This window comes from Streptomyces sp. NPDC015171, assembly GCF_043079545.1.
Lineage (GTDB): Bacteria > Actinomycetota > Actinomycetes > Streptomycetales > Streptomycetaceae > Streptomyces.
The window spans coordinates 254956-280191 of record NZ_JBIBUO010000011.1 but is presented as its reverse complement, the minus strand read 5'-3'; the positions used below and the strand labels follow the sequence as shown (position 1 = coordinate 280191).

Below are 25236 nucleotides of genomic sequence, written 5' to 3'. Positions count from 1 at the left end.
CATCCCCGCTCGCGATGCCGTCCGCTCCAGACCATGGGTGACCCGATCCCGTCTGAGTACGGATACTCACTCACCTATGGGGTCCCGTACTGGTGAGTTACCCGAGCATGCGAAGTAGTGTCCTCGTGGCTACTGGATGATCACCACCGATCCACCCTGGGTGGTGATGGACGAGGCAACCTGGGGGACACACACGTGGCGTGGGACGAGTGGGAGCAGCTCAAAGCCGCGGCAGCCGATCGGCGGTCGGCACACTTACAGCTGAACCATCTGCCCATGGATCCGGGCGGCGGGAGCGGCGGAGCCCAGGGCAAGCTCCGGTCCGACAAAGCGGCATGGTCGGCCGCCGGCGAGGGCGTCGACTCACTGCGAGGCGGTCTCGGCGAAGCTCTGACGACATTGCAGCGTGGCCAGACAGGGCTTGGCAGGGAGTCCCTGTGCCTCACTGCGACTGCCCAAGAGGGCGTGTACGACTCCTGGGAGCGCCGGGTCAAGGACATCGGCGAGCTGTGCCGCGGCCTCGCCGACGTACTGACCAAGACGGGGCACGACCAGTGGCGGACCGATGAGGCCATCAAGGCGGAGATCGCCGGGCTCAAGGTCCACTCTGGTGACGGGGACCCGGGCAGCAGGGGTCGGTGACGCCCGAACATGGACCTCAAGACGCTCCAGGAGATAAAGCCCTCGGAGTACGCGGAAGCGGCGGACGGATACCGTGCGATCAGCGCCATGGCCGACACCGCGAGGGAGCGTGTCGACAAGGAGATCACCAAGGCCATTCGCGAAGCGAATGAGGGGGAAGCGGCGGACGCCGCGCAGAAGAAGCTGCGTCAGCTGTCCGACAACTTCCACTACACGCAGCTGGAATGCGGGCTGATCAGCGGAGCACTGAACGGCTTCTCGTCGGAGATATCCACACCTCGGCGCAACCTGCTGCAAGCCCTGGAAGACGCCAGGGCACAGTCGTTCACAGTCAACACGGATGGCAGCGTCGCGTTCCCGGCTGACGGGAAGAACTCACTGACCGGCAAGGAGATCCCGGGCGGAACAGCCTTCGGGAACGACGGCATGTACCACGGACCCGGGCTGGGCCCGGACATGTCAGGTCTTATCCATCCCAACCCGCTCCAGGCCAAGGCCCAGGACATCGCCAATCGCATCGCCCGTGCCCTGCGAGACGCTGTAGAGATCGACAGCCGCTACAGCTCGGCGCTGAAGAGCCTGAAGGCGGCACCGGGACTGACCGTCGACTCCAAGACATGGGCGGACGTCGGTGCGGATTCGAACAAGGTCGGCACGGCCGCGCTGGAGTACATCCGCGACCACATACCCCTGGACAAGTCGCCCGCCGAACGCAAGGAGTGGTGGGACGGCCTCACCGCCGAGGAACGTGATGAGTACAAGAGAGCGTTTCCGGAGTTCATCGGGGACCTGGACGGTATCCCGTCCGCCGTGCGCGACGAGGTGAACCGGGAAAACCTGGACATCCTGATCGGCAGACTGTCGGGCGAGAGTGGCGAAAAGGCCAAGACGCAGTTGGACGCGCTCAAGAGCATCCAAGGGCAGCTTCAGGACAATGCCATGAAACGGCTCACGAACGTAGGGGAGCCGCCCATGTATCTGCTCGGAGTCAGCGACGCGGGGCTGGGGCGGGCCATTGTCTCCTACGGAAACCCCGACACATCGAAGAACGTGTCGGCTTATGTGCCTGGCCTCGGTACCGCTCTGGATACGGACTTCGCCAGGAACGATCTGAGGCGTGCGCACGACACGGCGGTCGGCGCACGGAAGTACGACCCCTCCACCGCGTCCATCGTGTGGCTGGGCTACGACGCACCCCAGCTTTCCACACCCGGTGATCTCCCTACACTGGCATCGGACACGGATGTCATGTCCGCCGACAGCGCGAAGAAGGGCGCACCCGCCTACAACTCCTTCATGGCTGGGCTCGCGGCCACCAACGACCACAAGGACCCGCATCTCGTGGCGATCGGGCATTCCTACGGTTCCCGCCTGGTCGGCGCCGCGACGCAGGAGCCCGAAGGCATTCCGGGTGCGGATGACATCATCCTTCTGGGCAGTCCGGGAACGGGCGTGGACAAGGCGGAGGACCTCGGGGTCGGCAGGAACCACGTCTTCGTCGGCGCCGCGGAGAACGACCCGGTGAGCCATCTCCCCTCCAAGAAGGAGGCAGTCGCGGGAACCATGGGGCTCTTCAGCGGCGGCCCTCTGGGCGCGTACGTCTTCGGAGACATCGCGGACCAGGGAGACGACGACCTCTGGTTCGGAAAGGACCCGGCTAGCGAAGCGTTCGGGGCCAGGCGATTCCAGGTGGCCGACGGTCCGCAGCCACTGATCGACGGGCAGGGCCTGACACCAGCGCACTCCAACTACTTCAACCCGGAAAAAGATCCTGAGTCCGCCGGGAACGTCGCAGCCCTCGTCGCCAACCGGCCGGGATACGTGAAGTGGGACGAACACCGATGAAGAAACGCGCCATGGGCCTTTTGTCCGCAGCCTTCCTCGTTTCCGGTTGCGGCTTCCTAGGCAGCGGTAGCGAGAACGGGCCGCGAGGGGAGACGGCGAAGGAGAGCCACATGAACATGCAGGAGGCCGGCGATCACGCGGAGGAAATGCTGGACGCCTTCCTGGGAACGGTCCACCCACCCGTGGAGGCCGCACCGGGTCCTTCGAACGAGGCAATGTGCCCGGATTTCAAGAACGACAGCACCGGCACCGGGCAAGTGACTCGCCGACGTTACGTGATGACGATCATTTCGAGCGAGCGGCGGGGCAACTTCCTCGGTGTCGTGGAGCGCCACTGGAAGAAGAGCGGCTACACGATCACTTCGGTGCGGAACAACAAGGAAGCACCGGCGATCTATGCCACAGCACCCGATGGTTTCAGGGTGAGTCTTGAGTTCGGCTACGCGGGCCAGGCCACTTTCGACGTGGTCTCGCCGTGTGTCACCGAGTCGAAGGTGACCGAACCTTCACGCAAGCCTCTCGACCCGCGAGCCATCAAGTCCGGCGGGCTCCCTTACCTTCGCTCCGAGTTCTGGTCGCGCAACGCCCCGGTTGCCACTGCCTCGCCGTCAGCGTCGAACGACGGCACATGAGCTGCGGGAGCCGGACCGGGATGACACGACGCGCCTCGACGCGGCGGCGGGCGGCGCGGCAGGCGGCCATCTGGTGAGCTACGCACCGGTGCGAACGTCGCGGCGACCTACTCGGCGGACCGCTCTCGCCCGTGACCGGCAGCCGCTGGATCCCGAGGACGAGCCTGGTTCCGACGAGGCCGAGGTCATGCTGCCCGGCGGGGGCACCGACCCCTCCCGCCGACCCGGGTGGGGTGCCGGGCATCACGCCCGGCGCCCCCGCCCGGCCGGCGGAACCGGTCAGGCCGGCTGGAGGACGCAGGTGCCGACCACGTAACCCGTGACGCCGCTCTTCGTGACCTTCACCCAGCGCGTGCTGGTGATGCCGCACGCGGTGTACGAGCCGCCGTAGAACATCTGGCAGGGCGACGACGCGGTCTGGCCCTTGTTGAGCTGGGCGAGGGCCGCGCCCGAGGTGCTCGTCCGGTCGCGGATGATCACGGTCTCCAGGGCCTTGGCCGTACAGCTCGCCGCCGCCGTGCCCGGCGCGGCGACGGCGGGGCCGCCCGCGACGAGCGTCGTTCCGGCCAGGGCGGCGGCGGCCACGGCCGTGCCGAGGATCCGGTGTACGCGCATTTCTGCTGCTCCTCCCGTTATTGGCGCGGGCATGCCACCCGCACCACCGAGGGCAGCCTAGATCCCTTCAGGCCGGTCACGATCCGGTTTCGGGATGCGGGCAGGGGGTTGCCGAAGTCCGTGTAATCGATTCCAATCCTTCCTGAAGCGCGCGTGTAATCGATTCCATGAGTCGGTCGCACGCGTCGATCCCCTGAGGTCCCACAAGGAGGTGGAGCCGACGATGGCGAGCATCAAGGACGTCGCCGCCGCGGCGGGCGTATCCGTCGCCACGGTGTCGCGCGTCCTGAACGAGCACCCGTCGGTCAGCGCCGGCGCACGCACGCGCGTACTGGCCGCCGTGGCCGCCCTCGGCTACCGCCCGAACGCCGTCGCCCGTTCCCTGCGCACCGACCAGACCCACACCCTCGGCCTGGTCATCAGCGACGTGCTCAACCCGTACTTCACCGAGCTGGCCCGCTCCGTCGAGGAGGAGGCCCGCGCGCTCGGCTACAGCGTGATCATCGGCAACGCCGACGAGCGGCCCGAGCTGCAGGACCACCACGTGCGCAATCTGCTGGACCGGCGGATCGACGGGCTGCTCGTCTCGCCGACCGACGGCGGATCGCCGCTGATGCTCGACGCCGTCCGGGCCGGGACGCCGATGGTGTTCGTGGACCGGTGGATCCCGGGCGTCGACGTGCCCGTCGTCCGCGCCGACGGACAGGCGGCCGTACGGGATCTCGTGGCTCATCTGTACGGCCTCGGGCACCGGCGGCTCGCGATCATCGCCGGGCCCGCCGCCACCACCACCGGCAGCGAGCGCGTCGAGGCGTTCCGGGCCGCCCTCGCCGAGTACGGGCTTCCGCTCCCGGACGCCTACACGGGGCAGGGCGACTTCCAGGCCGAGAGCGGGCGGCGGGTCACCGAGGGGTTCCTCGACCTGCCGGAACCGCCCGAGGTCGTCTTCGCGGCCGACAACCTGATGGCGCTCGGCGCGCTGGACGCCGTACGCGCGCGCGGACTGCGCGTGCCCGACGACCTCGCGCTGGCCGCGTTCGACGACATCCCCTGGTTCGTGCACACCGATCCGCCCGTCACCGCGATCGCCCAGCCGACCGGTGAGCTGGGGCGGGCCGCCGTACGGGCGCTCGTCGACCGGATCGAGGGGCGGACCCCCACCTCGGTCACCCTGCCCGCCCGGCTCGTCGCGCGCCGCTCGTGCGGCGAGCCCCCCGCACCCTCCCCGGTGCTGTCCCCCTCCCCAGTGCAAAGGAGCACGCCGTGAGCGACCCGGACGAGTTGCTGCGCATCGAGGGCATCCGCAAGACCTTCCCCGGCGTGGTGGCGCTCGACAGCGTCGACTTCGATCTGCGCCGGGGCGAGGTCCATGTGCTGCTCGGTGAGAACGGCGCCGGCAAGAGCACGCTCATCAAGATGCTCTCCGGGGCCTACACGCCCGACGCCGGAAGGATCCTGGCCGACGGCCGGGTCGTACGGATCCATGGCGCCCAGGACGCCGAACGGCTCGGGATCGCCACCATCTACCAGGAGTTCAACCTGGTCCCGGATCTGACCGTCGCCGAGAACATCTTCCTCGGGCGCCAGCCCCGGCGCTTCGGGATGATCGACCGCACGCGGATGGAGGCGGACGCCGAGGCGCTCCTCGCGCGCGTGGGCGTGAACGTGTCCCCCCGCGCGCGGGTGCGGGAACTCGGCATCGCGCGGCTGCAGATGGTGGAGATCGCCAAGGCGCTCAGTCTCGACGCGCGCGTCCTCATCATGGACGAGCCGACCGCCGTGCTCACCTCGGAGGAGGTGGAGAAGCTCTTCGCGATCGTGCGGGCGCTGCGCGCGGACGGCGTGGGGATCGTCTTCATCACCCATCATCTGGAGGAGATCGCCGCGCTCGGGGACCGGGTGACCGTCATCCGCGACGGCCGCAGCGTCGGGCAGGTGCCCGCCGCCACGCCCGAGGACGAACTCGTACGGCTGATGGTGGGGCGCTCCATCGAGCAGCAGTACCCGCGGGAGCGGCCCGAGCGGGGTGCCGCGCTGCTGACCGTCGAGGGGCTCACCCGTGACGGGGTCTTCCACGACGTGAGCTTCGAGGTGCACGCCGGTGAGGTCGTCGGCGTCGCGGGGCTGGTGGGGGCCGGGCGGACCGAGGTCGTGCGGGCGGTGTTCGGCGCCGATCCGTACGACGACGGGGTGGTGCGGGTCTCCGGCGACCGGATCAGGCGGCATGACGTGAACGCGGCCATGGCGGCCGGGATCGGGCTCGTACCGGAGGACCGCAAGGGCCAGGGGCTCGTGCTGGACGCCTCCGTCGCGGAGAACCTGGGTCTGGTGACCCTGCGCTCGGCGACCCGGGCCGGGCTGGTGGACCGCAAGGCGCAGTACGCGGCGGCCGGGCGGATGGCCGGGCAGCTGGGGGTGCGCATGGCGGGCCTCGGGCAGCAGGTGCGCACCCTGTCCGGCGGCAACCAGCAGAAGGTCGTGATCGGCAAGTGGCTGCTGGCCGACACGAAGGTACTGATCCTGGACGAGCCGACGCGCGGTATCGACGTCGGCGCCAAGGTCGAGATCTACCAGCTGATCAATGAGCTGACGGCCGCGGGAGCCGCCGTTCTGATGATCTCCAGCGATCTCCCGGAGGTGCTCGGCATGAGCGACCGGGTGCTGGTGATGGCCCAGGGCCGGATCGCGGGCGAACTCGCCGGCGACGAGGCCACGCAGGACGCGGTGATGTCCCTCGCCGTGAGCACCCCTACCACCGGACGGGAGGCCCCCCGTGGCCACTGACACGCTCAAGAGCACGACGGGCGCGGGTGGCGCCCCGGGCGGCCTGCGCCGGCTGCTCCTCGACAACGGCGCGCTCACCGCGCTGATCGTCCTCGTCATCGCCCTGTCGGCGCTGTCGGGCGACTTCCTGACGACGGACAACCTGCTCAACATCGGTGTGCAGGCGGCCGTGACGGCGATCCTCGCCTTCGGTGTGACGTTCGTGATCGTCTCCGCCGGCATCGATCTGTCCGTCGGCTCGGTGGCCGCGCTGTCGGCGACCGTGCTGGCCTGGAGCGCCACCTCGCACGGCGTGCCGGTGGTGCTCGCGGTCCTGATGGCGGTCGCCACGGGCATCGTCGCCGGTCTGGTGAACGGTTTCCTCGTCGCCTACGGCAAGCTGCCGCCGTTCATCGCGACGCTGGCCATGCTGTCGGTGGCCCGCGGTCTGTCCCTGGTGATCTCGCAGGGCTCCCCCATCGCGCTGCCCGGCTCGGTCTCCCACCTCGGGGACACCCTCGGCGGCTGGCTGCCGGTTCCGGTGCTGGTCATGGTGGTGATGGGGCTGATCGCCGCGTTCGTGCTCGGCCGGACGTACATCGGCCGGTCCATGTACGCGATCGGCGGCAACGAGGAGGCCGCGCGGCTGTCGGGGCTGCGGGTGAACCGTCAGAAGCTCGCGATCTACGCCCTGTCCGGGCTGTTCGCCGCCGCGGCCGGCATCGTGCTGGCCGCCCGGCTGTCCTCGGCGCAGCCGCAGGCCGCCGACGGCTATGAGCTGGACGCGATCGCCGCGGTCGTGATCGGCGGTGCCTCGCTCGCGGGCGGCACCGGCAAGGCGTCCGGCACGCTGATCGGCGCGCTGATCCTCGCGGTGCTGCGCAACGGCCTCAACCTGCTGTCGGTGTCGGCGTTCTGGCAGCAGGTCGTGATCGGCGTGGTCATCGCGCTGGCGGTGCTGCTGGACACCGTGCGCCGGAAGGCCGGGGCCACCCCGGTGACCTCCGGGGGCGGCGGGAACAAGGGCAGGCAGGCGGTGACGTACGTGCTCGCCGCCGTGGTCACCGTCGCGATCGTCGGCGCCACCTCCTTCCTGCACGGCGGTTCCTCGTCGTCGGGCAAGCCGCGGATGGGGCTGTCCCTGTCCACCCTCAACAACCCCTTCTTCGTGCAGATCCGGGCGGGCGCCCAGGCCGAGGCGGAGAAGCTGGGCGTGGACCTGACCGTCACCGACGCCCAGAACGACGCCTCCCAGCAGGCCAACCAGCTGCAGAACTTCACCAGTTCCGGGCTGGGGGCGATCATCGTCAACCCGGTGGACTCGGACGCGGCGAGCAACGCGGTCAAGGGCGCCGACAAGGCGGGGATCCCGGTCGTCGCCGTCGACCGGGGCGTCAACAAGGCGTCCGTGGACACCCTGGTGGCCTCGGACAACGTCGCCGGCGGCGAGCTGGCGGCGAAGACCGTCGCCGAGAAGCTGGGCGGCCGGGGCAAGATCGTCATCCTGCAGGGCCAGGCCGGCACCTCGGCGGCCCGGGAGCGGGCGGCCGGGTTCGCCCGGGGCCTCAAGGCCTACCCCGGTATCCGGGTGGTGGCGCAGCAGCCCGCCGACTTCGACCGCACCAAGGGTCTCGACGTGATGTCGAACCTGCTCCAAGCCCACCCCGACGTCCAGGGCGTGATCGCCGCCAACGACGAGATGGCCCTCGGCGCGATCAAGGCGCTCGGCTCGAAGGCCGGGAAGTCCGTGCAGGTCGTGGGCTTCGACGGCACCCCGGACGGGCTGACGGCGGTCAAGGACGGCACGCTGTACGCGTCGGTCGCCCAGCAGCCCACGCAGCTGGGGCGGATCGCCGTGGACAACGCCCTCAAGGCGGTCAAGGGCGAGAAGGTGGCGCCGACGGTGAAGGTGCCGGTGAAGGTGGTCACCAAGGACAACGTGGCCGGCTTCAGCGGCTGACACGGACGGACGGACGGCGGGCGGGCGGCCCCGGGGGCGTTGTCCCGGGGGCGGCCCGCCCGGCGTCCTCTCACAGGGGAGTCAACTGATGTACGACTACGACCTTCTGGTCGTGGGATCGGCCAACGCCGACCTGGTGATCGGCGTCGAGCGGCGGCCGGCCGCCGGGGAGACGGTGCTCGGCGGCGACCTGGCCGTGCACCCGGGCGGCAAGGGCGCCAACCAGGCCGTCGCCGCCGCCCGGCTCGGATCGCGCACGGCCCTGCTGGCGCGGATCGGCGACGACGGCCACGGCCGGCTGCTGCTGGACTCCCTGCGCGCGGCCGGGGTGGACACGGTGGGCGTGCTGGCGGGCGGGGCCCCGACGGGCGTCGCGCTCATCACCGTCGACCCGGGGGGCGACAACAGCATCGTGGTGTCGCCGGGCGCCAACTCCCGGCTGCGGCCGGCGGACGTCCGGGCGGCCGCGAGCCTCTTCCACGCCTCCCGGGTGGTGTCGGCCCAGCTGGAGATACCGCTGGAGACGGTCGTGGAGGTGGTGCGGTGCCTGGCGCCCGGCAGCCGCTTCGTGCTGAACCCGTCCCCGCCGCGCGAGCTGCCGGCCGAGGTGCTGGCGGCCTGCGACCCGCTGATCGTGAACGAGCACGAGGCGCGGGTGATCCTCGGCGACGCCGCCGTCGGCGCGGAACCCGCCCACTGGGCGCGGCTGCTGCTGGCCAGGGGCCCGCGCTCGGTGGTGGTGACGCTGGGCGCCGAGGGGGCGCTGGTGTGCGACGGCTCGGGCGAGACCCGGGTTCCGTCGGTGACGGTGGACGCGGTGGACACCACCGGGGCGGGCGACGCCTTCACGGCCGCCCTGGCCTGGAAGCTGGGCCGGGGCGCGGAGCTGGCGGACGCGGCGGCCTACGCGGCCCGGGTCGGCGCGGCGGCCGTGACGAAGCGGGGCGCGCAGGAGTCGTATCCGACGGCGGCCGAGGTCGAGGCGCTGTGAAGCGGGCGGGGATCCTCAACCGCCACCTTGCCGGGGCGCTGGCCGGACTGGGCCACGGGCACGAGGTGCTGGTCTGCGACGCGGGGATGCCGGTACCCGACGGCCCCCGGCTGGTGGACCTCGCCTTCCGCGCCGGTGTGCCGTCCTTCGCCGAGGTGCTGGACGGCCTGCTGGCCGAGCTGGTGGTGGAGGGCGCCACGGCGGCGGAGGAGGTGCGGGCGGCCAATCCGGAGGCCGCCGCGCTGCTGGCGGAGCGGCTGCCGGGGACGGTCCTCGTCCCGCACGAGCGGCTCAAGGAGCTGTCGGCGGGCGCACGGCTGATCGTCCGCACCGGCGAGGCGCGGCCGTACGCGAACGTGCTGCTGCGCTGCGGGGTGTTCTTCTAGCCGCCGGCCGCCCGGCGTGCTGCGAGGGGGCGCACCCGGCCTGTCGGCCCGGAACACGCCCCCTCGGTCTCCCCTCCCCTGCCGGAACCCGATCCCCCCCGGGGTCCCCCGTGTTCCGACGACAGGTACGACACGAATCGCGCGGGAAGGGTTGCACCTCGGCGCAAGATTTTTCCCGGGCGGCGGGGCGCTAGCCGACGACGTGCCGAACGAATCGTTCCGCCGTCTCCGCCAGCACCTCCCGCCCGTCCCGTGCCCACAGCCGCTCGTTGAACAGCTCGACCTCGATGGGGCCGGTGTAACCGGCCGCGTCCACCCGCTCCTTCCACGCGCGCAGGTCGATCGCGCCGTCGCCGAGCTGGCCCCGGCCGTCGAGCACGCCCGCGGGCAGCGGGGTGGTCCAGTCGGCGAGCTGGAAGGCGTGGATGCGGCCCGCCGCGCCCGCCCGGGCGATCTGGGCGGGCGCCTGGTCGTCCCACCAGACGTGGTAGGTGTCCACGGCCACCCCGACCTGCCGCGCCGGGAAGCGTTCGGCCAGGTCCAGGGCCTGGCCGAGGGTGGAGACCACACAGCGGTCGGCGGCGTACATGGGGTGCAGGGGCTCGACGGCGAGGCGGACGCCGTGCTCCTCGGCGCAGGGGGCGAGGGCGTCCAGCGCGTCGGCGACGCGCTCCCGGGCCGCCCGCAGGTCCCTGGTGCCGGGCGGGAGGCCGCCGGAGACCAGGACCAGGGTGTCCGTGCCGAGGGCGGCCGCCTCCTCGATCGCGCGGCGGTTGTCGGCCAGGGCCCTCGCGCGCGCGTCCGGGGCGAGCGCGGTGAGGAAGCCGCCGCGGCACAGGGTCGTCACGGTCAGTCCGGCGTCGCGGACCAGCCGGGCGGTCGCCGTCAGGCCGTACGCGCGCACCGGCTCGCGCCACAGGCCGACCCGGCCGATGCCCAGCGCGTGGCAGGCGTCGGCGAGTTCCGGGAGGGAGAGCTGCCGCACCGTCATCTGGTTGACGGAGAGACGGGCGAGGTCGGTGCTCATCCGGTCACCCCGTACAGCGCCAGCAGGGTCCTCATGCGGTCCTCGGCGAGCTTCGGGTCCGGGAACAGGCCGAGGCCGTCGGCGAGTTCGTAGGCGCGGGCCAGGTGCGGGAGGGAGCGGGCCGACTGGAGGCCGCCGACCATGGTGAAGTGGCTCTGGTGGCCCGCGAGCCAGGCGAGCAGGACCACGCCCGTCTTGTAGAAGCGGGTGGGCGGCCGGAAGAGGTGGCGGGACAGCTCCACGGTCGGGTCGAGGAGTTCCCGGAAGCCCGTGACGTCACCGGTGTCCAGGAGCCGTACCGCCTGCGCGGCGAGCGGGCCCAGCGGGTCGAAGACGCCGAGCAGGGCGTGGCTGAAGCCCTGCGCGTCGCCCGCGATCAGCTCCGGGTAGTGGAAGTCGTCGCCCGTGTAGCAGCGCACGCCCGGCGGCAGCCGCCGCCGCAGGTCGGTCTCGCGCCGGGCGTCCAGCAGGGAGATCTTCACGCCGTCGACCTTGTCCGGGTGCGCGGCGACGACCGCGAGGAAGGTGTCGGTGGCCGCGTCCAGGTCGGCCGAGCCCCAGTAGCCCTCCAGGGCCGGGTCGAACATGGGGCCGAGCCAGTGCAGGATCACCGGTTCGGCGGCCTGGCGCAGCAGACCGCCGTAGATCTCCAGGTAGTCGTCGGGGCCGGCGGCGGTGGCGGCCAGGGCCCTCGACGCCATGAGGATCGCCTGGGCGCCGGCCTCCTCGACCACGGCGAGCTGTTCCTCGTAGGCCGCGCGGACACCGGCGAGGGTGCCGCCGGTGAGCTGGTCGGTGCCGGCCCCGCAGGCGATCCGGCCGCCCGCGGCGCGCGCCTCGGCCGCACTCCGCCGGATCAGCTCGGCCGCGCCCGCCCAGTCCAGGCCCATGCCGCGCTGGGCGGTGTCCATCGCCTCGGCGACCCCGAGGCCGTGGGACCACAGATGGCGGCGGAAGGCGAGGGTGGCGTCCCAGTCGACGGCGGCGGGCGAGCCGGGGGCGGTGTCGGCGCGGGGGTCGGCGACGACATGGGCCGCCGCGAGGACCGTACGGGAGGTGAAGGGGGTGCCGGGGGCCGCCGGGAGGGGGGCGGTGCGCGGCTCGTAGGTGCGCAGGGTGCCGTCCGGGGCGGGGAGCTGGAGGGTCACAGGGAGATCTCCGGTACGTCGATGCGGCGGCCCTCGGCGGAGGACCTCAGGCCCAGTTCGGCGAGTTGCACGCCGCGGGCGCCGGCCAGCAGGTCCCAGTGGTAGGGGGCGCCGGTGTGGACGTGCTTGAGGAACAGTTCCCACTGGGCCTTGAACCCGTTGTCGAACCCGTCGTTGTCGGGTACCTCCTGCCACTGGTCGCGGAAGGTCTCGGTGGCGGGGAGGTCCGGGTTCCACACGGGCCTGGGGGTGGCGCCGCGGTGCTGCGCGCGGCAGCGGCGCAGGCCGGCGACGGCCGAGCCCTCGGTGCCGTCGACCTGGAACTCGACCAGTTCGTCCCGGTGGACGCGGACCGCCCAGGAGGAGTTGATCTGGGCGACGGCGCCGCCTTCGAGTTCGAAGACGCCGTAGGCGGCGTCGTCCGCGGTGGCGTCGTAGGGCTCGCCCTGTTCGTCCCAGCGCCGCGGGATGTGGGTGGCGGCCAGGGCCTGTACGGAGGTGACGCGGCCGAACAGCTCGTGCAGCACGTACTCCCAGTGCGGGAACATGTCGGCGACGATGCCCCCGCCGTCCTCGGCGCGGTAGTTCCAGGAGGGGCGCTGGGCGGGCTGCCAGTCGCCCTCGAAGACCCAGTAGCCGAACTCGCCGCGGACGGACAGGACGCGGCCGAAGAAGCCGCCGTCGACGAGCCGCTTCAGCTTCAGCAGGCCCGGCAGGAAGATCTTGTCCTGGACGACGCCGTGCCGGACGCCCTTCTCGTGGGCGAGGCGGGCGAGGGCGAGGGCGCCGTCGAGGCCGGTGGCGGTGGGTTTCTCGGTGTAGACGTGCTTGCCGGCCGCGATCGCCTTGGCCAGGGCCTCCTCGCGGGCGGAGGTGACCTGGGAGTCGAAGTAGATGTCGACGGAAGGGTCGGCCAGGACGGCGTCCAGGTCGGTGCGGACGTGGTCGAGGCCGTGCCGCTCGGCGATCCGGCGCAGGGCGTGCTCGCGGCGGCCGACCAGGATCGGCTCGGGCCAGAGCACGGTGCCGTCGCCGAGGTCGAGGCCGCCCTGCTCGCGCAGGGCGAGGAGCGACCGGACGAGGTGCTGGCGGTAGCCCATGCGGCCGGTGACGCCGTTCATGGCGATCCGCACCGTCTTGCGTGTCACGTCAGTCCCCTCCATGGGCGCCGGGCGCCCCTGTCCGGGGGCGGCGTCGGTCGTGCGGCACGTGCAGCAAGCGCTTTCTATCCGGCCAAGCTAGCCTCCGCAACTGGTCTGTACAAGACCGTGTCCCGTTCGAGTCGTTCGAGAGGGCCGACAACCGGGGGGCAGGGCCTTAAGGTCTGCTCGGAACCAGGACACCGGCCTGGCTGTCTACGAGGGCGTAGTGCCGTCCGCGAGGACGGACCACGCGATGCACGACCGAAGGACGACGAGAAGATGACCGTGACACTGGCGGACGTGGCGGCCCGCGCCCAGGTCTCCCCCGCGACGGTGTCGCGTGTGCTGAACGGCAACTACCCGGTCGCCGCCGCCACGCGTGAGCGGGTGCTGCGGGCCGTGGACGAGCTGGACTACGTCCTCAACGGCCCCGCGAGCTCGCTCGCCGCGGCCACCTCCGACCTGGTCGGCATCCTCGTCAACGACATCGCCGACCCGTTCTTCGGGATCATGGCGAGCGCGATCCAGGCCGAGATCTGCGGGCCCGGCGGGCGCGCGGGCGGGGAACGGCTCGCGGTCGTCTGCAACACCGGCGGCTCCCCCGAGCGCGAGCTGACGTATCTCACCCTGCTCCAGCGGCAGCGGGCCGCGGCCGTGGTGCTGACCGGCGGGGCGGTGGAGGACCCGGAGCACGCGGCGGCGGTCGCGGCGAAGCTGCGCAGGCTGACGGAGGCCGGGACGCGGGTGGTGCTGTGCGGGCGCCCGCCGGCGCCGGACACCGGGGCCGTCGCGCTGGCCTTCGACAACCGGGGCGGCGCCCGCGCGCTGACCGGCCATCTGATCGGCCTCGGCCACCGCAGGCTCGGCTACATCGCCGGTCCCGAGGAGCGTACGACCACCCGGCACCGGCTGGAGGGCCATCGTGCGGCCCTGTCCGCCGCGGGCGTCGAGGACCACCCGGACCGCACCGTCCACGGCCGCTACGACCGCCGGTCCGGCTACGAGGCCACGCTGGAGCTGCTGCGCCGCGATCCCTCCCTGACGGCGGTCGTGGCCGCGAACGACTCCGTCGCCCTGGGGGCGTGCGCCGCGCTGCGCGAGTCGGGGCTGCGGATCCCGGCGGACGTCTCGGTGGCCGGCTTCGACGACCTGCCGTTCAGCGTCGACGCGGTGCCCGCGCTGACGACGGTCCGGCTGCCCCTGGCGGAGGCGGGCGCCCGCGCGGGCCGCATCGCGATGGGCCGCGAGGAGCCGCCGCCCGGCGGGATCGCCTCGGTGCGGGGGGAGCTGATGGTGCGGGGGTCCACGGGGGTGCCGCGGGCCGGCGAACGCTGATCCCCGAGTCCCCCGCCGGCACGGCGCCGCGCCCCTCCCGCGGGGCCGCCGCGCGCCCCTCCCGCCGGCACGGCGCCGTGCCCCTCCCGCGGGGCCGCCGCGTGACCCTCCCGCGAGACCGCCGCGTGCCCCTCCCGCAGGGCCGCCGCGTGCCCCTCCCGCAAGACCGCCGCACACCCCTCCCGCAAGACCGCCGCCTACCCCTCCCGCAGGGCCGCCGCGTGACCCTCCCGCAAGACCGCCGCCTACCCCTCCCGCGAGACCGCCGCCTACCCCTCCCGCAAGACCGCCGCACACCCCTCCCGCAAGGCCCCCGCACACCCCTCCCGCAAGGCCCCCGCACACCCCTCCCGCAAGGCCCCCGCACACCCCTCCCGCAAGGCCGCCGCACACCCCTCCCGCGGTTTCGTCGCGCGGCGGCGCGGTGCACAGGTGCGGGATGGTGAGCGGTTGCGCCGGCCCGCCGGACAGGTGTGGCCGGCGGGCCGGGACGCGGGGGCGGGGGGCGCGGGGACGCAGAGGCCGTGTGCGGGAGCGAGACGCCCGCGCCGGCTCCTCGCGGAACACGGCCGCGCGCGGCTGCGCCCGGGCCGTCGGCCGACCGGGTGACGGTCCGGGCGCAGCCGCGCGTACCGCGCCGGACACCCGGCACCACATGCCGGTCCCGTCGCTTCTCCGGCCGGGGGCGAAGACCCCGCGCTGCGCGGACCGGGCGGGTGGCGAGTAGGGTCCGTGCCCATGAAGCTCGCGTTCTCCACTCTCGGCGTCCCCGGCCTGCCCGTCCCGGAGGTCCTGGCGCTCGCGACCGCGCACGGCTACCACGGGGTCGAACTGCGCGCCCATCCCGAGGAACCGGTGCACCCCGGCCTCTCCCCCGCCGAACGCGCCGACATCGCCGCCCAGTTCCGGGGTGCCGGGATCGAACCGCTCGGCATCGCCGGGTACGCGCGCGTGGCCGCGCCGGGCGACGACGCGCCCGTACTGGCCGAGATCAGAGAGCTGCTCCGGCTCGCCCACGACCTGGCCGCGCCCTACGTCCGGGTCTTCCCCGGCGCCGACCCCGACAGCCCCCACGAGGAGTCCGACGCGATCGCCGCCCGGCGACTGGGCACCGCCGCCGAGGACGCCTCGGCGCTCGGCGTCCGGATCCTGCTGGAGACCCACGACTCGCACCGCACCGGCGCCGACGCGATCCGGGTCCTCGGACCCGTGGGGCACCGGCAGGTCGGCGCCCTGTGGGACGTGATGCACACCTGGCTGGGCGGCGAGCAGCCCTCGGACACGTACGCGGCGCTCGCCCCGCACCTGGGCTATGTGCAGGTCAAGGACATCGCGTCGGCCGAGGACACCGCTCCGCTGCCGCTCGGCGCCGGCGTGCTGCCGCTCACCGAGACCGTGGACGTCCTGTCCCGCAACGGCTGGGACGGCTGGCTGTGCTGGGAGTACGAGAAGCGCTGGTACCCGGACGCCGCGCCGCTGCCCGGACTGCTGGGCGCGGGCCGCGAGCACCTGGCGCGGCTGCTGGGCGAGGCCGCCTAGCGGGGCCGGTGCGCGGGGAAATTCGCTGGCGGACACCGGGGAGCGCGGTTAGCCTCCCCCGGTGATCCCGCAGCCGGGGCCGTGCGCCCGCCTCCGTTCATGAGCCTCGCCCGCTCGCTGCTCGACGTACGGCCGCTGCGCACCTCACCCGCCTTCAAACGGCTGCTGATCGGGCGGACCGTGTCCGTGCTGGGCGGGTTCATGACCATGGTGACGGTCATGTTCCAGGTCTGGGACACCACCCACAGCACCGCCTGGACCGGCGCGGTCGGGCTCGCGCAGGCGCTGCCGCTGGTGGTGTTCGGGCTGTTCGCCGGGGCCTGGGCGGACCGGGCCGACCGGCGCCGGGTCTATCTGACGGCCACCGTCGGCCAGGCGGCCTGCTCCGCGCTGCTCGCGGTGCAGGGCTTCACCGGACATGTGCCGGTGGGCGGGGTGCTGCTGCTCGTCGCCGTGCAGTCGGCGTTCGGCGCCCTCGGCGCCCCGGCCGCCGGTGTGTTCCTGCCGCGTCTGCTGCCCCGGGAGCAGGTCGCCGCCGGGCTGGCGCTGCAGCAGGTCAGCGGCCAGTCGATGATGCTGCTCGGGCCGGCGCTCGCCGGTGTGCTGCTGGGCTGGTTCGGCATCGGCGTCTGCTATCTGCTGGACGCCCTCAGCTTCGGTTTCGCCTTCTACGGCGCCTTCGGGCTGCCCGCGCTGCCGCCCGAGGGCGAGAAGTCGCGGGCCGGGCTGCACGGGGTGCTGGACGGGCTGCGGTTCCTGGCCGGGCACCGGGTGGTGCGGGGTGCGCTGATCACCGACCTCGCGGCGACCGTGCTGTCGTTCCCGGTGAGCCTGTTCCCTCTGGTCAACACCGAGCGGTTCGGCGGCGACCCGCGCACCCTCGGACTGTTCCTGTCGGCGCTGGCGGTCGGCGGCGTGCTGGCGACCGGCCTGTCCGGACCGCTGACCCGGCTCGCCCGGCCGGGCCCGGTGATGCTGTGCGCGTCCGCCGCCTGGGGCGCGGCGCTGGTCCTCTTCGGCTGCGCCACCAGTCCCTGGGCGGGTCTCGCGCTGCTGGTGGCCGCCGGGGCGGCGGACGCCACGGCGGTGGTCTCCCGCTCCACGATCGTGCAGATCCGCACCCCGGACGCGCTGCTCGGCCGGGTCACGGCGGCCGAGCAGATCGTCGGCCAGGCGGGCCCGAGCCTGGGCAATGTGCGCGGCGGTCTGCTCGCCGGCTGGACCTCGGGGGCGACCGCCCTGGTCGCCGGCGGGGTGCTGTGCGTGCTGGCGGTGGCGGGGGTCGCCGCGTCGACGCCCGAGCTGCGCGCGGGCGGCGGTCCCGCCGCGGAGCCGGACGGGGCGTGAGCGGGGCCGGACGCGCCCCCCGGGAATCCCCGGCCGGCGGCCCCTTCCTGGTTACTGTGCATTCCCTTGACGGAAAGAAACTTCCCGGATATTGGTGACTCCTCGGAAGTTTCCTTCAGCGGTTCTCCTCTGGAAGGAGCGCACGTGCACCAGAGCAGCACGGGAAGCGGCACCAGCACGGGAAGCACGGGAAACACCACCGCGCGGCCGTCCAGACGCGCCGTCCTCGCCGCGACCGCGGGCCTGACCGCCGCGCTGACCGTACCGGCGACCGCCCACGCCGCCGCACACGGCGAACGCCGGCTGCGCGCCCTGATCGACCGTATGACGCTTCAGGAGAAGGTCGGCCAGCTCTTCGTGATGCGGGTCTACGGCCACTCCGCCACCGACCCCGACCAGGCGGACATCGACGCCAATCTGCAGGAGATCGGCGTCCGCACCGCGGCCGAGCTGATCGCGAAGTACCGGGTCGGCGGGATCATCTACTTCTCCTGGGCGCACAACACCCGCGATCCGCGCCAGATCGCCGGGCTGTCCGACGGCATCCAGCGGGCCTCGCTGGACCAGCCGCGCGGCCTGCCCGTGCTCATCGCCACCGACCAGGAGCACGGCGCGGTGTGCCGGATCGGCAAGCCGGCCACCCTCTTCCCCGGCGCGATGGCGATCGGCGCGGGCGGCTCCCGCACCGACGCCCGCACCCTCGGCCGGATCTCCGGCACCGAGCTGCGCGCGATGGGCGTCAACCAGGACTACTCCCCCGACGCCGACGTGAACGTCAACCCGGCCAACCCGGTGATCGGCGTGCGCTCCTTCGGCGCCGACCCGGACGCGGTCGCCGCACTGGTGGCCGCCGAGGTGAAGGGCTATCAGGAGGCCGGGGTCGCGGCGACCGCCAAGCACTTCCCGGGCCACGGGGACACCGCCGTCGACAGCCACTACGGCTTCCCGGTCATCACCCACAGCAGGGAGCTGTGGGAGAGCCTGGACGCGGTGCCGTTCCGGGCCGCGATCGAGGCGGGCATCGACTCGGTCATGACCGCGCACATCCAGTTCCCGGCCCTGGACGACTCCGGGGACCCCGCCACCCTCTCCGCGCCGATCCTCACCGGCATCCTGCGCGGCGAACTCGGCTACGACGGGGTCGTGATCACCGACTCGCTCGGCATGCAGGGGGTGCGCACGAAGTACGGCGACGACCGGGTGCCGGTGCTCGCGCTGAAGGCCGGCGTGGACCAGCTGCTCAACCCGCCCTCGCTGGACGTGGCCTGGAACGCGGTGCTGAACGCGGTCCGGGACGGCGAGCTGACCGAGGCCCGGCTGGACCAATCGGTCCTGCGCGTCCTGCGCCTCAAGGACCGGCGCGGGATCCTGGACCACCCCTGGTCGGGCCGGGCGGCCGTCGACCGCTCGGTGGGCGGCGCGTCCCATCTGGCCGCCGCCGACCGCATCGCCGAACGCACCACCACCCTGCTGGTCAACGAGGGCGACGTACTGCCCCTGGACCGTCACCGGGAGCGCGGGCTGCTGGTCGTCGGCGCCGACCCGGCCTCCCCGTCCGCCACCACGGGGCCGCCCACCGGTGTGCTGGCCGCCGCCCTCACCGAACTGGGCTTCACCGCCACCGCCCTGTCCACCGGCACCGCGCCCTCCGCCGCCACCGTCGACAAGGCGGTCACGGCGGCCCGGGACGCGGACGCGGTGGTCGTCGCCACGTACAACGTGACGGCGGGCAACTCCCAGCGCACCCTGGTGGACCGCCTGGTGGCCACGGGCAAGCCGGTGGTCGTGGTGGCGATCCGCAACCCGTACGACGTCGCGCAGTTCCCGTCCGTCCGGGCCTGCCTGGCCACGTACTGCTGGACGGACGTCGAACTGCGCGCCGCCGCACGGCTGATCGCCGGCCGGGTGGCACCGCGCGGGAAGCTGCCGGTGCCGGTGCAGCGGGCGGACGACCCGACGCGGGTGCTGTATCCGATCGGGCACGGGCTGAGGTACTAGGGCCGGGGCCGGTCAGGGGCGCAGCGCGGGCTCCCGCTCCACGTCCCGCACGTCCAGCCTGGCGTCGTACGGGGCCAGGGGCTTCGCCCGGTCGACGGCGGACGGGGAGACGCCGGCCCACTCCAGGATGCGGGCGGTGGCGAGGGCCTTCTGGTCGGGGACCAGCCCCGCCACGTTCGCTCCGTGGTTCATGCCGGGCGCGGTGAGGACGTAGGAGTCACGGGCGCCCGCGCCGAGCCGGAAGCGCTCCGAACCCCAGGGGTCGTTCTGGCCGTAGACGTAGAGCATGCGGGTGGCGTGGTGCCGGACCCAGCGGTCCACGTCCCGCATCGCCCCCGGCTGGAAGCGCATCGGGATGGAGCGGGGCACGAAGGCGCGCGGCGGCTGGTAGCCGTACCGGACCAGGCGCTTCTCGATGTGCGGGAAGCGGATGGTCGGCGCCCCGAGCTGGGTGCCCGCCTGGTAGTAGTACGGCGTGTACTGCGTCAGGCCCTGGTCGGTGTAGGCGGAGAAGCCGGAGATCGTGTCGACCGACTTCCAGATCTCGTCGTCGCTCGCGGTGGCCGCGTGCGCCGGGACGGTGTCGCAGTCCTTCAGCAGGCTGTACTGCCAGAAGCCCCACACGTAGTCGAGGACGACGGCCTCGTACGCCTTGTCCAGGCTGCCGACGGTGTCGAAGGTGTAGCCGTTGTCGGCGGCGTACCGGGCGTACCTCTCCTCCAGCGTCGCGCGGCGCACCAGCGCCTCGCGCTGCACGGCGTTCAGCCGGTCCCGGCACTCCTTGGTGCCGACGGTGGCGAAGAAGCGGTCGTAGGCCGAGTCCTCCTTGTTCACGACGTCGTTGGGAGCGACGTACGCGACCACGCCGGCCATGTCGCGCGGGTAGAAGCGCTCGTAGTAGGTGGCCGTCATGCCGCCCTTGGAGCCGCCGGTGGCCAGCCAGTTGGCGGAGTAGATCCCCTTCAGCGCCCGGTACACGCGGTGCTGGTCGCTGGCGGCCTGCCAGATGTCGAGCTTGGACCAGTCGGCCGGGGCGGGGCGGGACGGGGTGAAGAAGCGGTACTCCAGGGAGACCTGGTTGCCGTCCACGATCTGGGTGGGCTCGCGGCGCGAGGGGGTCGTGGAGACGTTGTAGCCGCTGGTGTAGAAGACCGTGGGGCGGGCGGCGTCCTTGTGCAGCACGGTGATCCGCTGCTGGAAGGTGCCCCGGTCCGGGTGGCGGTGGTCGACCGGCTGGGTGTAGTTCAGGACGAAGTAGCGGTAGCCGGGATACGGCTTCTCCTCGATGAGGCTCATGCCGGGTATCGACAGGAGCCGGTCCTTGATGTCGGCGGGCTCGGACCCGGCGGCGGTGGCCGCGCCGGCCGTCGTGCTCAGCGTGCCTATGAGCACCGCGAGCGCCAGCAGCCATCTGAGGGCCTTGCGCATGCACACTCTCCCCTGTGAGACAGATGTGCGCCGGAAGGTATCCCAGCAACTACTGCCGCACCAGAGGGAATTGAGCGCTCCGCTCCACCGACCGGCTCGAACGCGACGTCCGCACAGGGCACTTACGCGATCAGCACAGGATCCAGCCCGAGCTGACCGTGTAGCGGCCCACCGCGCCCTTGATCCAGACGCAGCGGTGCCCGGCGTGCACGGTCACCGGGCCGGCGTGGTGCGTGTAGCGGCCCTTGTCGACGACCGGCCGGTTGCCGCGGGCCTGCACACTGACCGACATGCCCTGGACGGCTCCCGGGTGCTTGGCGAGGGTGACGGCGCAGATGTACCCGTTGTGCTTGTAGACATGGGTGACGCCGGTTCTGAACGGCAGGGTCCGCACCTCGCGCCCGACGCAGCCGCCGGCCGACCGGGCCTCGGCGGTACCCGTCGCGGTGAACGCGAGCGCGCCGGACGCGGCCAGCACGGCCGCGCCGAGAGCCAGTCGCCTGCGTATCGCACCACTGCCCACTGTCGTCCTCCCCGTCCCCGGTCACACTCCCCCGCACGTCCGTACTGATGTACGGACGCACGGGTGTGTCGGATGGTTGCACGGCCGTCAGCGGCACGGCCCGGCGGGGCGGCCCGGCGCGCGGGCGGCGGCTCAGCGGGACGCGCCCACCGGCTCCTCCGGCTCGGGCCGGCCGGCGAAGGTCCGCCACAGCCGCGCGTACCGGCCGTCGAGGGCCAGCAGCTCCTCGTGCGTGCCGTCCTCGGCGACCCGGCCGTGGTCCATCACCACCACCCGGTCCGCGCGGGCGGCCGTGGTCAGCCGGTGGGCCACCACCAGGGTGGTGCGGCGGCCCGCGAGGCGGTCGGTGGCCTGGTTGACCTGGGCCTCGGTGGCCAGGTCGAGAGCGGCCGTGGCCTCGTCGAGGAGCAGGATGTCCGGGTCGACCAGCTCGGCGCGGGCGAGGGCGATCAGCTGGCGCTGGCCCGCCGAGAGATTCCGGCCGCGCTCGGCGACCTCGTGCAGATAGCCGCCCTCCAGCGTGGCGATCATCTCGTGCGCGCCGACCGCGCGGGCCGCCGCCTCCACCGCGGCGTCGGTGGCGTCCGGACGGCCGTAGGCGATGGCGTCGCGGACGGTGCCCGGGAAGAGGTACGCCTCCTGCGGCACGACCCCGAGCCGGTGCCGGTAGGAGGTGAGGTCGAGGCCGCGCAGATCGGCGCCGTCGACCGTGACCCGCCCGCCGGTCGGGTCGTAGAACCGCGCGACCATCTTCACCAGCGTCGACTTGCCCGCGCCCGTCTCGCCGACGAAGGCGACCGTCTGCCCGGCCGGTATCCGCAGGTCGATGCCGGACAGGGCCGCCTCGGACTCGTCCGCGGCGCCGTAGGCGAAGTGGACGTCCTCGAAGACGATGTCACCGCGCAGGGACAGCACCTCAAGGGGCTCGTCGGCGGACTTCGTGGACGTCGGCTCGCGCAGCAGCTCCTGGATGCGGCCCAGCGACACCGTGGCCTGCTGGTAGCCGTCGAAGACCTGGGAGAGCTGCTGGACCGGCGCGAAGAACAGGTCGATGTAGAGCAGATAGGCCACCAGCGCGCCCGTGGTCAGGGTGGCCGCCTCCACCCGGCCGGCGCCCGCGATCAGTACGGCCGCCGCGGCGACCGAGGACAGCAGCTGCACGAACGGGAAGTAGACGGATATCAGCCACTGGCCGCGGATGCGGGCCTGGCGGTAGCTGTCGCTGCGCCCGGCGAACCGCCGCCCGCCGTCCCGCTCCCGCCGGAAGGCCTGCACGATCCGCAGCCCGGCCACGGTCTCCTGGAGGTCGGCGTTGACCGACGAGACCCGCTCCCGGGCCAGCTCGTACGCCCTCACGCTCGCCCGGCGGAAGAAGACGGTGGCCACGACCAGCGGGGGCAGGGTGGCGAAGACGACCAGCGCGAGCTGCACGTCGAGCACGACCAGGGCGACCATGATGCCGAAGAAGGTGACGACCGAGACGAACGCGGTGACCAGGCCGGTCTGCAGGAACGTGGACAGGGCGTCGACGTCCGTCGTCATCCGGGTCATGATCCGCCCGGTCAGCTCCCGCTCGTAGTAGTCGAGGCCGAGCCGCTGGAGCTGGGCGAAGATCTTCAGCCGCAGCGCGTACAGCACGCGTTCGCCGGTACGGCCGGTCATCCGGGTCTCGCCGATCTGCGCGGCCCACTGCACCAGCACGGTCAGCAGGGCGAGCAGGGAGGCCGCCCACACCGCGCCGACCGCCAGCCGGCTCACGCCGGAGTCGATGCCGTGCCGGATCAGCACCGGCAGCAGCAGGCCCGAGCCCGCGTCGGCGGCGACCAGCAGCAGGCTGAGCAGCAGCGGCCCGCCGAAGCCGCGCAGCAGGCGGCGCAGGCCGTAGGAGTCCTCGGGCAGGGTCGCGCGGGTCTCGTCGACGGCCGGGGTGTCGGTGGCCGGGGGCAGCGCCTCGACCTGGGCGAGCAGCTCCGGGGTGGCCGGGGTGCCGGCGAGGGACCGCTCCTTGGGCTGCCGGTCGCCGGTCCACAGCCGGGGGGTGACGCCCCGCTCGGCGTCGAACTCGGCGTCCAGCTCGTCACGGACGGTGGTGTCCTCGGGCGGCGCGGCCTGGACGGTGCGGCCCGGGGAGACCCCGCCCAGCTCGTCCGGGTCGGTGAGCAGCCGGCGGTAGAGGGCGGAGCGCTCCTGGAGCTCCTCGTGGGTGCCGAGGTCGGCGAGCCGGCCGCCGTCCAGGACGGCGATGCGGTCGGCGAGGTTCAGGGTGGAGCGGCGGTGCGCGATGAGGAGGGTCGTGCGGCCCGCCATGACCTCCTTCAGCGCCTCGTGGATCTCGTGCTCGACCCGGGCGTCCACGGCGCTGGTGGCGTCGTCGAGGACCAGCAGCCGGGGGTCGGTGAGCAGGGCGCGGGCGAGCGCGACGCGCTGGCGCTGGCCGCCGGAGAGGGTGAGGCCCTGCTCGCCGACCGTGGTGTCGTAGCCGTCGGGCAGCTCGGCGATGAAACGGTCCGCCTGGGCGGCGCGGGCGGCGGCCTCGATCTCCTCCTGGCCGGCGTCCGGGCGGCCGTAGGCGATGTTGGCGCGGATGGTGTCGGAGAAGAGGAAGGAATCCTCCGGGACCAGGCCGATCGCGGACCGCAGCGAGTCGAGGGTCAGCTCGCGCACGTCGTGGCCGCCGATCAGGACGGCGCCGTGGGTGACGTCGTAGAAGCGCGGCAGGAGCAGGGAGAGGGTGGACTTGCCGGAGCCGGAGGAGCCGACGACGGCCAGGGTCTCACCGGGCCGTATCTCGAAGCTGAGGCCCTTGAGGACCGGGCGCTCGCGGTCGTAGCCGAAGGACACGTCGTCGAACTCGACGGCCGCGGGCGCGTCGGCCGGCAGGGTCTTGGTGCCGTCCTTCAGGGTCGGCTCGGTGTCGATCAGCTCCAGCACGCGCTCGGTGCCGGCGCGGGCCTGCTGGCCGACCGTGAGGACCATGGCGAGCATCCGGACCGGGCCGACCAGCTGGGCCAGATAGGCGGAGAAGGCCACGAAGGTGCCGAGCGTGATGTGACCGCGTACGGCGAGCCAGCCGCCGAGGGCCAGCATCGCGACCTGGCCGAGCGCCGGGACGGCCTGGAGGGCGGGGGTGAACCTGCTGTTCAGCCGTATGGTGCGCAGCCGGCCCGCGTAGAGCCTGCGGCCGACCTCGCGGAGCTTGCCGGTCTCCTGCTCCTCCTGCCCGAAGCCCTTCACCACACGGACGCCGCTGACCGCGCCGTCGACCACCCCGGCCACGGCGGCGGCCTGGGCCTGGGCGTACCAGGTGGCGGGGTGGAGCTTGGTGCGGCTGCGCCGGGCTATCCAGCCGAGGGCCGGGGCCACGGCGAGGGCGACCAGGGTCAGCGGCAGCGACAGCCAGGCCATGATCACCAGGGAGATCAGGAAGAGCAGGACGTTCCCGATGGTCATCGGGAGCATGAAGAGCAGGCCCTGGATCAGCTGGAGGTCGCTGGTGGCGCGGCCGATGACCTGTCCGGTGGACAGCTCGTCCTGGCGGCGGCCGTCCAGCCGGGTGATCGCGTCGTACATCTCGGTCCGCAGGTCGTGCTGGACGTCGAGGGCGAGCCGGCCGCCGTAGAAGCGGCGGACGTAGGTGAAGGCGTAGACGAGGAGGGCCGCGCCGACGAGGGCGCCGGCCCAGGGGGTCATGGCGCGGCTGCGGTCGCCGATCACATCGTCGATGATCACCTTGGTGATCAGCGGTACGACGGCCAGCACGGCCATGCCGGCCAGCGAGGAGCCGAGGGCGAGGACGACGTCCTTCGGATACCGCCAGGCGTAAGCCGCCAGGCGTCGTGCCCATCCCCGTTGCGCTGCCACGCCGGTGCCTTCCGTCGACCTGATCTACCGAAAGGCACCAACGCCGCAGGATGC

General features: G+C 72.8%; 19 protein-coding genes. 12 read left to right on the top strand and 7 right to left on the bottom strand.

The window, feature by feature from the left end:
- The first annotated feature begins 465 nt into the window (after positions 1–465).
- The 3 genes from ACF073_RS28500 to ACF073_RS28490 all read left to right on the top strand — a co-directional run bounded on the left by ACF073_RS28500 (position 466) and on the right by ACF073_RS28490 (position 3119).
- Positions 466–642, top strand: a complete 177-nt coding sequence (locus tag ACF073_RS28500; protein WP_392074246.1) for a hypothetical protein — start codon at positions 466–468, stop codon at positions 640–642.
- A gap of 9 nt (positions 643–651) precedes the next feature.
- Positions 652–2487 (top strand): alpha/beta hydrolase, encoded by a 1836-nt coding sequence (locus ACF073_RS28495; protein ID WP_392074245.1) that lies wholly within the window; start codon positions 652–654, stop codon positions 2485–2487.
- Between the two features lie 110 nt (positions 2488–2597).
- Entirely contained in the window at positions 2598–3119 is a 522-nt protein-coding gene (locus ACF073_RS28490) for a hypothetical protein (protein ID WP_392074244.1), read from the top strand.
- Between the two features lie 279 nt (positions 3120–3398).
- On the opposite strand, the gene ACF073_RS28485 is transcribed toward ACF073_RS28490, so the two are convergent.
- A complete protein-coding gene (locus tag ACF073_RS28485; RefSeq protein ID WP_392074243.1) occupies positions 3399–3734 on the bottom strand; it encodes a hypothetical protein in 336 nt (111 codons plus the stop codon).
- Positions 3735–3957: 223 nt separating this feature from the next.
- Between ACF073_RS28485 and ACF073_RS28480 the strand changes: the two genes are divergently transcribed.
- The 5 genes from ACF073_RS28480 to rbsD all read left to right on the top strand — a co-directional run bounded on the left by ACF073_RS28480 (position 3958) and on the right by rbsD (position 9834).
- On the top strand, positions 3958–5001 hold the full coding sequence (locus ACF073_RS28480) for a LacI family DNA-binding transcriptional regulator (protein ID WP_392074242.1): 1044 nt from the start codon (positions 3958–3960) through the stop codon (positions 4999–5001).
- Entirely contained in the window at positions 4998–6518 is a 1521-nt protein-coding gene (locus ACF073_RS28475) for a sugar ABC transporter ATP-binding protein (RefSeq protein ID WP_392074241.1), read from the top strand. Before ACF073_RS28480 ends, ACF073_RS28475 begins: the two co-directional genes overlap by 4 nt.
- Positions 6508–8457 carry a substrate-binding domain-containing protein gene (locus ACF073_RS28470; RefSeq protein ID WP_392074240.1) on the top strand — a complete coding sequence of 650 codons (1950 nt, stop codon included), beginning with the start codon at positions 6508–6510 and terminating at the stop codon, positions 8455–8457. The genes ACF073_RS28475 and ACF073_RS28470 overlap by 11 nt, the downstream gene beginning before the upstream one ends.
- 88 nt (positions 8458–8545) lie before the next feature.
- Positions 8546–9448, top strand: coding sequence for a ribokinase (locus ACF073_RS28465; RefSeq protein WP_392074239.1), 903 nt, complete (start codon positions 8546–8548; stop codon positions 9446–9448).
- A complete protein-coding gene (gene rbsD, locus ACF073_RS28460) occupies positions 9445–9834 on the top strand; it encodes a D-ribose pyranase (RefSeq protein ID WP_392074238.1) in 390 nt (129 codons plus the stop codon). Before ACF073_RS28465 ends, rbsD begins: the two co-directional genes overlap by 4 nt.
- 190 nt (positions 9835–10024) lie before the next feature.
- Here the strand turns inward: rbsD and ACF073_RS28455 are convergent, their stop codons facing one another.
- From ACF073_RS28455 to ACF073_RS28445, 3 genes are read right to left on the bottom strand one after another with little or no spacing between them, the layout of a single operon-like run.
- Complete coding sequence (locus ACF073_RS28455; RefSeq protein WP_392074237.1) at positions 10025–10861, bottom strand: sugar phosphate isomerase/epimerase family protein; 837 nt, start codon at positions 10859–10861, stop codon at positions 10025–10027.
- On the bottom strand, positions 10858–12009 hold the full coding sequence (locus ACF073_RS28450; RefSeq protein WP_392074236.1) for a dihydrodipicolinate synthase family protein: 1152 nt from the start codon (positions 12007–12009) through the stop codon (positions 10858–10860). Before ACF073_RS28450 ends, ACF073_RS28455 begins: the two co-directional genes overlap by 4 nt.
- Complete coding sequence (locus ACF073_RS28445; protein ID WP_392074235.1) at positions 12006–13157, bottom strand: Gfo/Idh/MocA family protein; 1152 nt, start codon at positions 13155–13157, stop codon at positions 12006–12008. The genes ACF073_RS28450 and ACF073_RS28445 overlap by 4 nt, the downstream gene beginning before the upstream one ends.
- Positions 13158–13430: 273 nt before the next feature.
- Here ACF073_RS28445 and ACF073_RS28440 point away from each other — a divergent pair, with 273 nt between their 5' ends.
- The 4 genes from ACF073_RS28440 (at position 13431) to ACF073_RS28425 (ending at position 19370) form a co-directional block, all read left to right on the top strand.
- Complete coding sequence (locus ACF073_RS28440; protein ID WP_392074234.1) at positions 13431–14486, top strand: LacI family DNA-binding transcriptional regulator; 1056 nt, start codon at positions 13431–13433, stop codon at positions 14484–14486.
- 738 nt (positions 14487–15224) lie between these two features.
- Positions 15225–16025, top strand: coding sequence for a sugar phosphate isomerase/epimerase family protein (locus ACF073_RS28435; RefSeq protein ID WP_392074233.1), 801 nt, complete (start codon positions 15225–15227; stop codon positions 16023–16025).
- A gap of 99 nt (positions 16026–16124) precedes the next feature.
- A complete protein-coding gene (locus tag ACF073_RS28430; RefSeq protein WP_392074232.1) occupies positions 16125–17372 on the top strand; it encodes an MFS transporter in 1248 nt (415 codons plus the stop codon).
- 144 nt (positions 17373–17516) lie between these two features.
- Complete coding sequence (locus ACF073_RS28425) at positions 17517–19370, top strand: glycoside hydrolase family 3 protein (protein ID WP_392074231.1); 1854 nt, start codon at positions 17517–17519, stop codon at positions 19368–19370.
- A 12-nt stretch (positions 19371–19382) separates the two neighbouring features.
- Here the strand turns inward: ACF073_RS28425 and ACF073_RS28420 are convergent, their stop codons facing one another.
- From ACF073_RS28420 to ACF073_RS28410, 3 genes are all read right to left on the bottom strand, one after another.
- Positions 19383–20798, bottom strand: coding sequence for a S28 family serine protease (locus ACF073_RS28420; RefSeq protein WP_392074230.1), 1416 nt, complete (start codon positions 20796–20798; stop codon positions 19383–19385).
- Positions 20799–20928: 130 nt separating this feature from the next.
- Positions 20929–21321 (bottom strand): hypothetical protein, encoded by a 393-nt coding sequence (locus tag ACF073_RS28415; protein ID WP_392074229.1) that lies wholly within the window; start codon positions 21319–21321, stop codon positions 20929–20931.
- 132 nt (positions 21322–21453) lie between these two features.
- On the bottom strand, positions 21454–25182 hold the full coding sequence (locus tag ACF073_RS28410) for an ABC transporter ATP-binding protein (protein WP_392074228.1): 3729 nt from the start codon (positions 25180–25182) through the stop codon (positions 21454–21456).
- Positions 25183–25236 lie beyond the last annotated feature (54 nt).

Bases quoted from the DNA above. Each gene is read 5' to 3' on its own strand.
- ACF073_RS28495 (WP_392074245.1), top strand. From the start codon at position 652: ATGGACCTCAAGACGCTCCAGGAGATAAAGCCCTCGGAGTACGCGGAA.
- ACF073_RS28490 (WP_392074244.1), top strand. From the start codon at position 2,598: ATGAACATGCAGGAGGCCGGCGATCACGCGGAGGAAATGCTGGACGCC.
- ACF073_RS28485 (WP_392074243.1), bottom strand. From the start codon at position 3,734: ATGCGCGTACACCGGATCCTCGGCACGGCCGTGGCCGCCGCCGCCCTG.
- ACF073_RS28480 (WP_392074242.1), top strand. From the start codon at position 3,958: ATGGCGAGCATCAAGGACGTCGCCGCCGCGGCGGGCGTATCCGTCGCC.
- ACF073_RS28465 (WP_392074239.1), top strand. From the start codon at position 8,546: ATGTACGACTACGACCTTCTGGTCGTGGGATCGGCCAACGCCGACCTG.
- ACF073_RS28455 (WP_392074237.1), bottom strand. From the start codon at position 10,861: ATGAGCACCGACCTCGCCCGTCTCTCCGTCAACCAGATGACGGTGCGG.
- ACF073_RS28440 (WP_392074234.1), top strand. From the start codon at position 13,431: ATGACCGTGACACTGGCGGACGTGGCGGCCCGCGCCCAGGTCTCCCCC.
- ACF073_RS28435 (WP_392074233.1), top strand. From the start codon at position 15,225: ATGAAGCTCGCGTTCTCCACTCTCGGCGTCCCCGGCCTGCCCGTCCCG.
- ACF073_RS28430 (WP_392074232.1), top strand. From the start codon at position 16,125: ATGAGCCTCGCCCGCTCGCTGCTCGACGTACGGCCGCTGCGCACCTCA.
- ACF073_RS28420 (WP_392074230.1), bottom strand. From the start codon at position 20,798: ATGCGCAAGGCCCTCAGATGGCTGCTGGCGCTCGCGGTGCTCATAGGC.